Consider the following 10,203-nt stretch of genomic DNA (forward strand, 5'->3'; position numbering starts at 1 on the left):
TGGTTGAATAAGAAGATCAGGGCACTGGATGTCAAAGAAATCAGCGACATTTTCCTCGCCGAATTGTGACCGGAGCCGATGACGTTGGTCATGACGGACGGGAAAGTATGTCGGTAGGGTTGTCTAAGGATAATAAAAGACACCTTCACAGGTGTCTTTTATTTAAGAGTTATTTAGTGCATTGGATAATTATATAGCTAGATGAACAGGGATGATCACCCCCGCTACTTCGTCACTTTTTGATCTGTTATCAATAAGCATCATCTGGTCACGTAATAATATGTTGTTTTTCAACATATCCTGAATAACATCGGTAATAACTTTTCTCAAGGTACCGCTCGTTGCTTTAAACCCAAGCATTCGCGAAACTGAGACAATTAACTCATCCTCAGATGCACCAAAATTACTTTTGATCACCTGAAAAATCCCCACTGCAATTTCCTGAGGTGCAATCATTTCTGGTTTACGGATCCCTGCAGAATGGACATCTTGTCTGTTACGAATCGTCACGGAAGAAGCAGAATATAAAAGAAACGCATTATTTCTGACAATATGACCTTTGGAGCAAGCTACTTTAAGAGCCTGTTCAACAGCAGCTTCAATACGAACACCCGAGCGTTGTAATCCCCATGCGGTTCTTAACCGGGTAACGACTTCACTGAAATGGACAGGCGATTCAATAATAACAATTTGCTCCGCTAAATCGGCCAGAATCCCTGTGGGAGTTTCATGCAGTTCATAAGCTAAGTTAGCCTTAGGCTCTGCTTCAATGTAATTATTTGATACAAAGATAGAAGATTCAACATCTCCAAGCCCAATCTCGGTGACAGGTCCGCGGTCAACAGTCACAATCTCAACCGGAACTGCACGACTGATTTGCGCGCCTCGCTCAAGTCTGGCTGCGAGTTCAGTCTTAGCAGTTTCAATTGCGACCAACGTACGAGCCAGTTGCTCTTCAGGTCTCTGGAACCAGTCAGTACTCCAGATCCGATGGATGATCCATCCATGATCTTCAAGAACAGCCTGGCGCAGACGATCTCGCTCGCGTGCCGACCGCGATGAGTGATAAGACATCCCGTCGCATTCGATTCCGATCAAGTACCGCCCTGGCATTTCAGGATCGGCAATACCGAGATCAATATAGAAACCAGCAATACCTACCTGAGGATGAACCTGATACCCGGCTAACTGAAGTGCATCAGCTACCTGCTCTTCGAAAATACTGTCCATTTCCCGATGACTGGCATGTGCAACCGATAGTCTCCCTGTTCTTGCATAGTGTAGGAACAATTTGAATGCGAAAACGCCCTTTCCTTTCGCCCTCTCAAGATCAATATCTTCATCAGTTATTGAAGCATAAACTTCACACCGGCGTTTTGCCCTGCTGATTAATACATTAAGCCTGCGCTCCCCGCCTTCAGCACCAAGTGGACCAAAGCGCATTGCCATGTAACCATGCTCATTTTTGGCATAACCTACTGAGATCATGATGACATCGCGTTCATCACCCTGAACGTTTTCCAAGTTTTTAATGAAGAAAGGTTCGCTTGGATGAGAGTAGAAGAAACTCTCCAAATCAGGATTCAAGCGGCGTAATACTTCAAGTTCATCCTGAATCGCAGTGCGCTGGGAAACTGAAAACGTGGCAACACCTAATGACAGTTCAGGATTATTTTTGGCATGTTTCAAGACTGCCTCGGCAACCTGTTTTGCCTCAACAACATTAGTTCCCTTTCCTCCAGCCCCGAAAACGCCCCCGGTCACGGGATAAAACTGTAATCCCATTCCCGCTTCCTGAGTGTAAGGACTTGGAACGATGAAGAGTTTGTTCTCATAAAATTGACTATTTGAGACGGCAATCAAGGATTGATGACGGCTGCGATAATGCCAGCGCAACATACGTTGCGGTAAACCACGTGCAACAAATAATCCAAGAATGCTTTCAATATCCGATACCTGAGTGGATTCATCATCATCGTCATTGCTCGATTCCGTCATTTTGCTGAAGAATTTCGTTGGTGGCAGTTGCCGTTCATCACCCACTACAACCACTTGTCTGCAACGTGCAATCGCACCAATTGCATCAACTGGCTGTATCTGGCTGGCTTCATCCATCACTAACAAGTCAAAATTCTGTCTGCCAGGAACGAGGAACTGTGCCACGGAAAGAGGACTCATCATCATGACAGGCTTCAACGCCTGAATTGCAGAACCCGCTTTCTGCATTAGTTGCCTTATCGGCATATGGCCTCGCTTACGCGCCATTTCACCTCTCAAAATGCCGACAGGGCCTGCACCACCTTCTTTAGAAGGTATGCGGCGATGATGCGCACGCACAACTTCAAAGCTTGCCGCCTTAATTCTCTGAAGATCAAACTTGGCAAAATCTGACGCCAGCCTTGAATGCAGTTCACCATCAAAACGAGCCAGTTCAGGTTGTTGTTGAACCATATTAGCCAGAACCGATTCGTAATATGCCCTTTCCATTGTCAGCCTGGCATGAGTTAAAGAAATCCGACCATCTGCCAGCCTATCAACCAGTTCATTAAGACCAGAACTACGCGCCTTAGTCGCACGATGTTGGTATGCAACCCATTTAGATAATTGCTCAGAATGAAGCAACCACGAGCCGAGGACATCACTAACACTTTGCATTGCTAATTTTTCAGAAGACGTAGCTTTAAATAGCATGGCGGGTGATGCTTTCAGCTCATCAGCTATTATTCGAATTGCTGCCAGCAGAGTATTTTTATGATCAGAAAGACCGTTGACAGATTCAATGATCTCGTGTCTTTCACTGTAAACTTTAGCGGCGACAAAACGATATTGTGAATATTTTTGCATCCATTCAGTTGCGCTTTCCAATTGCAACCAGTCAGATTCTGTTCCTTGCCAGGCATCACCAAATGCTTGCTGAGCTAAGGGGGCATAAGCGGATATTTTCTTTCCTAACTCCTGTAATTCCTTCAGGCGAAGTACTAACTGAAGACGCGCGCCAATGTTCTGTGGAGGATTTTGTAAAACCTGGCGGGAAAGTTCATCAATCTCACCCAGGTGTCTGGCCCGCATTTCGATAGTGCTGAGATGGACGCGTGTAATAGACAGTTCATTACAGAAGTTATCACTCGCGCGTTGTGAATAGGCATTCCAGAGATTCATCAACTCTGGTTCTGCTTGTTGCATTAAATTGAAAACGCTCTGAGCACGTGACTGAACGATACTACGGTCAGCCAACTGACTGACTAAGACGCGTGGTTCAGAGCCGAATCCTTTAAGTGTTCTCATCCAGTCGACAAGCGCTCTCAATGGCTCACTGTTACTACGTTCGCTCCTCCAGTCGCTACCAAATGCAGACTGACCCAACGTATCTCCCTCACGTATTTTGGCTACCGCTGCTTGGCCTTTAATAAGTTCATCGAGTAATCTTACAATATCTGGAACGGGGAGATTAGCATCCTGTAAGATTGATCGGCTCAGTGCACGTGCGCTGCGCCATTTGCTACTGAGAAAACGAAAGGCTCCGGTTTCAGTAGCCAACACTTGTCTGGCAGATTTAACCTCCGTGTCCCATGCAATATCCAGTAAACCAGAACCCACATTCTTTCTGACGGTTTCCAGATTCTCGATCGCATCAACAATGTCAGAAGCTTGTTCAACCCCGTAGTCCCATACAGTAGCAATGAAAGCATCCGAGCTGGCTTCAGGCGCGTCAGCAACACGTTGTGCTAGCGAGGCCAGACGAGAAATATCCGTAAATGTGCCATAAATTCCCTGAGCCCCCAGCTCTTGTCGAAGGCGTTCAGCCTCAGCGAGTAATCTGGGAAGTAAATCTTTTAACAGCTCCGCAGCTTTGAAACCTGAAAAAATAAAGTCCTGAGGTAACGCAACCAGATATTTTGATAAGTCATCTACAGAGACTTTTACAGCTTCTGAGGTGATGACATCCGAAAGATCAGCAATATATTTTTGATATAAAAACCCTTGCGAAACCGACGTTTTAATTGTTTCGAAATCAGTATTCCACACAGTTGAAGTTAATGCTTCCACACCCAGCGAGGGAACGTTATCTACAATGGCTGCAACGGTTTCAAGAAGGTCAACATCATTGAATAATATAGGCACTGAAGTTATTTCCAGTGCAATAGCCATACTTTCCATTTTGGACTGATACAATTCAATTTGTTGTTTTTGTTCAGCCAATCTTGGTATCAGCCTCTCGACTTCAACAGGTAATATTTCCTCTCGCCCTACGCCAAACCAAGGATGTTCATCCGGCAAACCAATATCTTGAATTCGCTGAACTAACTCATCCACTAATTCAAGTCGTTTGTTGTATTCATTTTTAGACCAGCTTAATACCCCGCTTAATGTTATATCAGAAGGCTGCTGACCCGTTCTGCGTAATCGAACCAACTGCCCCATCACCTGATAAGGTGTGAGTTCAGAGGGTAAATATTGTTCATGTAACCTGCGCGAGTGTTCATTTAACTCATCGCGTGCGCTTGTCAGATTTTCCAAAAGTACATCGGGGAATTCACCGCGTGGAGAACCCAGTTCCCATACTCTTTTTAATTCATCTAAAAAAGCACGTTTGTTGGCTTTATTACTGTGCAGTTCTAAACACGCATCCCCTACTCCTGCCTGATCCAAACGACGCTTAACTACTTCAAGAGCAGCCATTTTTTCGGCGACAAAAAGGACTGTCTTTCCATCAGCAATAGCTGAAGCAATAACATTGGCTATTGTCTGAGATTTACCCGTTCCAGGTGGCCCTTGAATGACAATATTTCGCCCCTGCCGGACGTCATTTACTGCCAGAGTTTGTGAGCTATCGCTATCCACAATGTGGAGCATTTCTTTGGGCTGAATATAGGGATCAATAGAGACATCATCCGGAATCAATGACTCACTGCCTTCAAATCCATCCGCCAGTAATGCACGAACAATCGGCTGATCGGTGAGTTTATTACCTTCTGGCCAGTTATCTGGATCCAGATCTCTGTACATTAAAAACTTAGCGAAAGAGAAAAAACCTAGGGTGATATCGTTGTTCTGCACGCTCCAGTCAGTTTTAGTGCTGACTGCATCAGCAATAGCGTCCATATACCCTATAATGTCAAAATCATCCCCTATATCAAAAGCGGGTAATTTGAGCTTATGAATTTTATCCAAAAATGACTCAAGAGAAAGGTTAGCCAATAATTCTTCTGGCCTGATTTTAAGTTTAAACCTTTCACCAGCAGTTCCTCGCTCCAGAGTAACGGGGAGTAAAACCAGAGGAGCAAATCGAATGTTTTCTTTATTATTGGGATCTACCCACTTTAACGTACCTAACGTCAGGAACAGAATATTTACCCCTTGTTCCTCTTCTAGAATTCTTGCGTCGTGATAAAGATCTAATAATCTTTTTTGCAAACCTTTTGGCGTCATTCTGGTTTGTAATTTTGTATCAGTTTGACCGGTTCGTAACTGCCAGGCATCTTCATCAGGTTGTAGCAGGTTTGTTTCGGTTAACTCCTCTGTAAGCTCATCCTTTCCGTCGTCATCAGAAGCACCACGCCCGGGCAAAAATGTAAAGGCCTTGGATTCATTAAAGAGAAAACGGTATACCTGCTCGGAACTCTCACCGATTATTTCTACACTTTTAGAAGTTTTCGAACGGGGGATATTTAGAAGCTTATTGCGTGCGCCGAGATCCAACAGCTCAGTACGAGCTCGCTCAAGCTTATCTTCTAGGGAAAGACGACTTTGAAAAAGTGAACTATCTACGTCCATAATCTCTATATTTTCCAGTGAGTTAATATTAAAGTCAGCGCAAATGCAGATATCACCCTGTCTTGCAGCAACAGAATAGTCAGAAATAAATTTTTAGTAGGGCGGGAATTAACAAACCTATTACTACTGAAAAAGTAGCAGGTGTATTGAAAATTTAACATCTGATCATTTTACTATAAATGAAAACTATACGTTTAAGAAAACTTTGAGAAAATCAAAAAGCCATATACTTAATAGATAAAGAAAATAATTTGATTCACAACGTCAATAGAAAACAATCCGTCAAGATAATCATGCTACTAGATATAATTTGAATTATTGCAAAAAAAATAATTTACTACAGTTATTTATGCCTGATGTGATAATTACTACAAGAGCTGGAGCAATTTATCGAATGGCATCATGTAGAAGCGTTCGTGACACAAGGGCTTATCGGCTAAACACTCAACGATTAATAGCCCCACCTTTGCGAGACATCTTCCAAATCTGAATACAACTCCCTGTAAATTCATCCAGCCTGTTTCTTTGTTTCGTTGGCAGGAATAAAGTCTCCTCGCTGCGGCAAAATCCGCAGTCGGAGTTAGCGTTCCGAGACTTACACGGTGGCGTTATGTGATAATGCCGCGCGCTTTGATTCACCCCAAATAATGGTGGCTCAGGCAGGGGCTTCGCAAGAAGCGCCGGATCCGTGTAAGCCGGTACGCTAACCCAGTCTGAGCCGCCACCCGAGTTTAGCGTCTCAGGTGGTCGTTTTAATCTTACTTACACGGAATTTAAATAATGACTAACACTGAAACCGCATTCACAGAAAACTCTATTACCGTCTTCCGTTCGCTGATTAACGAAATGGATATAAGCAGCTTTAAGGATACTCAGCTCTATGACCTCAGTGCGCTGGCATCTGAATCCGCCGAAGGGCTGTGCCACGGCTTGCTCTGCCTGAGTGAAGGGCTGGAGAACGGTGAGATCTTGCCGCCAGAGGGTATCCTTCAGGTGAGCGCTTATCTGAAAGCCACCGCGCATGTCCTGCCAGTATTGTTTGAGCTGTGCGAACGGGCAAATGACGGACTGGGAAAGGCGAGAGTAATCAACGCTGACGCCATTAGCGGATAGCGTATCCTGTCTGACAACACACAGACAAAAAAGCCCGCCAGACAGCTCAGGCGGGCTTAGGAAAAAAGAAAATGTTAACGGAACGGTGAATTCATCGGTACTTCGGCGTCTGGTTCATGCGTGATGCGGTTTCGCAGATCACGGCGAATCATTTCAATCGCCCAGAACCAGAAGATGTGCCCCACTAATTCAGACACATATTCATCCAGCGGAAGCCCGGATAATGGTGGTGTCAGCCCCAGCAGCGGGAAACTGATCCAATGAACACACACGGTGGCAATAATACCCGCCAGCGCGCCCTGCCATAATTTCACTTTCGGAAAAACTTCGGCTACCAGGCAATAACCTATCGCGAAGACCAAAGAGAAAATAATGTGGGTAATATGAACAGGGTTAATGATGTGTTCAGAAAACTGGTAAACCGTATGAGTCGGATCAATACCCAGATAATCTCTCAGGAACAGAAAAGGCGGATTGAACTGGTCGCGTCCACCTGTGAAAGTGCGCGGTGGCAAAGGCACTTCCGCGCCCCATTTCACAAAGGCAGACATCATACCTGCGATGATTCCGACAAACAGAGCTACACCATAACGACGTCGGCCCGGTGCAGTCATAACAAAAAATTCCTTGATTTTCATAGATCCCCAATGGCAAATAAATTTCCGTTAAGGGTAAAACTTTACAGATTGTCATAGTTGATCTTGATCAGGGTTTTGGGATATTTGTAAATAATTGTGTAGTTTAAGATTAATTGCTGCCAGAGTTTTATTTTTGGATGCTGCTATATTTTTTATACTCTTCAGAGATAATGAATAAACAACAAGCGCGGTTAACTGTCACCTTAAAAACAACAATCACCTTCAGATATGATAAGCGGAGTGAATATAGCCTTCACTTTCCGCTGTTTTTTTTCATGAAGTAGAAACACTATTAGTATTTGTTAAATAAATACGCCCTAAATAAACGCTAAAACACCTATTTTTTTCACCTGCATTGCTGGGTAATACTGTTTGTTCCTTGAGGACATACATCGGAGGATACCGGACGCAATAACGACTCCCATGTACAGGCGGACAATAGTAAACACAAAGCAGTAATTAAAATTATTCTCATAAATTATATCCCTGTTGTTTGTTGATGAAATCATATCAAAATACTGAAAATCTGTCTTAAATGAGTAACAAGCAGGATGAAGTTAATTTTTACTGACACCAGTCATTTACCTTACAGGATTCTAATACATCCAGTAGTGGTATGTTTTATATAGAAAATCCTGTCTTCGATAAAATTTGTATCAACATTGTATTACCTGAATATAGCGATAAGCGAAAGTCACTGCCCTGAATAGATCCAGCCGCGCGTCTGGTTCAGCCTCCTGAATATGTTTGATACGGTATCCGCACGAAGGGAGATATGATGACTAATCTCAATTCTGAAATTTTTTGTATAGCACAGACCATTTAATTGAAATTTTGTACGAAAAGTGTAAATTTATGAAAATAAGTAAGACATAAAAAGGGATGTTTTTGCGTTCAGTACATAAGGATATGTTGTGATTTACCCTGCCACTTTTACGCGTCGCCGCCCATATTTTGCCCTGCTGGCGTTATGCTCAATGCCTTTGTTTGCCGCCCCCGAGATACCTACACCCCTGATTAACTCAGCGGTGCCAAATGTTGTGGGAAATAACCCTGAACGTGCCTTGACCGCCGGTGACCGGCAGTTTATTCATCAGCAGGAACAGCAGCGGGCATTAGAGCAACGCCTGACCCCCAACGCACCTGACGTTCGCCTTTCTCCGCCTTCTGATAGTTTTGGCCGCATCATTTTCCCGCAGGAAACTCCGTGCTTTACAATTTCGCAGGTCACACTTTCTGGCACAGACACCCTGCCACACTGGTTGCCGTTACAGCACATCAGTAATCAGGCACTGGGCCACTGTCTGGGCGGGAAAGGCATTAACCTGCTGATGAGCACGTTGCAAAACCGCCTGGTGGATCACGGCTACATCACAACCCGCGTGCTGGCTCCGCAGCAGGATCTCAACAGTGGCGAACTCAAACTGACCGTGGTACCGGGTAAAGTCCGCCAGGTAAAACTGACGCCGGACAGCGGTCACTACATCACCTTGTACAGCGCGTTTCCCGCCCATGAAGGCCAGCTTTTAGATCTGCGCGATATCGAACAGGGGCTGGAAAATTTACAACGGCTGCCTACAGTACAGGCCAACATGGAAATTTTGCCCGGCAGTCAGCCGGGGGAAAGTGACATTGCCTTGCTCTGGAAACAGCAACGCATGTGGAGGGTGGGTGCTTCGCTGGATGATTCCGGCACCCGCAGCACCGGGCGTTATCAGGGCGGTCTGACGCTGTCGCTGGATAACCCTTTTTCACTCAGCGATCTCTTCTATCTCTCCGGCAGCAGCAGCCTGGAGAGTAAAGGCGGAAAAGGTTCGGATAATATCACCGGGCACTATTCTGTACCTTTCGGATACTGGATGTTTGGCCTCACGGCCAACAGTTATGACTACCACCAGACAGTGGCCGGTCTGAACAGCGACTACCGCTACAGCGGTAAAAGCAACAACGTCGATTTCCAGATCAGCCGCGTTCTGCATCGTAGCGGCAGCCAGAAAACCACCCTGACTTACGATGTGCTGGCCCGCGAATCAAAAAATTACATTGATGATACGGAAGTTGAAGTGCAGCGACGTCGCACTGCCGCATGGCGCGTCGGTCTGCAACATCGTCATTATATTGCTCAGGCCACCCTGGATGCGGGCATCAGTTACCAGCGCGGCACCCGCTGGTTCGGTGCAATGCCTGCGCCGGAAGAAAGTTTCGGCGATGCCACGGCACTGAGCAAAATCGTACAAATTTCGTCTCAGCTCGATATCCCCTTCGCGCTGGCTAACCAAAAATTCCATTACAACGTGCAATACCAGCGTCAGTTCAGCAATACACCGCTGACGCCGCAGGATCAGTTTGCTATCGGCAACCGCTGGACGGTGCGCGGTTTTGACGGCGAGCGTACCCTGAACGCCGATCGTGGCTGGTTTGTGCGTAATGATATCGCCTGGGCTACGCCGGTTCCGGCGCAGGAACTTTATCTGGGCGTTGACTACGGCGAAGTGGGCGGAAACGGCACGCAATATCTGGTGGGCAACCACCTGGCCGGGGGCGCTATCGGTATTCGCGGTTCAGCATTTAAAACAGGTTATGACCTGTTTGCCGCCGTGCCATTCTCCAAACCCGACGGCTTTAGCACCGATCCGGTTTCACTGGGCTTTAACCTCAACTGGCAGTATTGAGAGGC

The 10,203-nt window shown here is 45.6% G+C and carries 4 protein-coding genes; 2 read left to right on the forward strand and 2 right to left on the reverse strand.

Annotation, left to right across the window (positions count from 1 at the left end; genetic code table 11):
• Nucleotides 1-189: 189 nt before the first annotated feature.
• Complete coding sequence (locus AC0Z7K_RS03340; protein ID WP_485612773.1) at nucleotides 190-5,775, reverse strand: DUF3320 domain-containing protein; 5,586 nt, start codon at nucleotides 5,773-5,775, stop codon at nucleotides 190-192.
• A gap of 780 nt (nucleotides 5,776-6,555) precedes the next feature.
• On the opposite strand from AC0Z7K_RS03340, the gene AC0Z7K_RS03345 reads away from it, so the two are divergent.
• On the forward strand, nucleotides 6,556-6,888 hold the full coding sequence (locus AC0Z7K_RS03345; RefSeq protein WP_485612775.1) for a hypothetical protein: 333 nt from the start codon (nucleotides 6,556-6,558) through the stop codon (nucleotides 6,886-6,888).
• Between the two features lie 74 nt (nucleotides 6,889-6,962).
• Here the strand turns inward: AC0Z7K_RS03345 and AC0Z7K_RS03350 are convergent, their stop codons facing one another.
• A complete protein-coding gene (locus tag AC0Z7K_RS03350) occupies nucleotides 6,963-7,526 on the reverse strand; it encodes a YagU family protein (RefSeq protein ID WP_485612776.1) in 564 nt (187 codons plus the stop codon).
• A gap of 977 nt (nucleotides 7,527-8,503) precedes the next feature.
• On the opposite strand from AC0Z7K_RS03350, the gene AC0Z7K_RS03355 reads away from it, so the two are divergent.
• On the forward strand, nucleotides 8,504-10,198 hold the full coding sequence (locus tag AC0Z7K_RS03355) for a ShlB/FhaC/HecB family hemolysin secretion/activation protein (protein WP_485612884.1): 1,695 nt from the start codon (nucleotides 8,504-8,506) through the stop codon (nucleotides 10,196-10,198).
• Nucleotides 10,199-10,203: the final 5 nt, after the last annotated feature.

Source organism: Rahnella sp. 1L-D-7-B-C2, from assembly GCF_057290995.1.

Bases quoted from the DNA above. Each gene is read 5' to 3' on its own strand.
- AC0Z7K_RS03340 (WP_485612773.1), bottom strand. From the start codon at position 5,775: ATGGACGTAGATAGTTCACTTTTTCAAAGTCGTCTTTCCCTAGAAGAT.
- AC0Z7K_RS03345 (WP_485612775.1), top strand. From the start codon at position 6,556: ATGACTAACACTGAAACCGCATTCACAGAAAACTCTATTACCGTCTTC.
- AC0Z7K_RS03355 (WP_485612884.1), top strand. From the start codon at position 8,504: ATGCCTTTGTTTGCCGCCCCCGAGATACCTACACCCCTGATTAACTCA.
- AC0Z7K_RS03350 (WP_485612776.1), bottom strand. From the start codon at position 7,526: ATGAAAATCAAGGAATTTTTTGTTATGACTGCACCGGGCCGACGTCGT.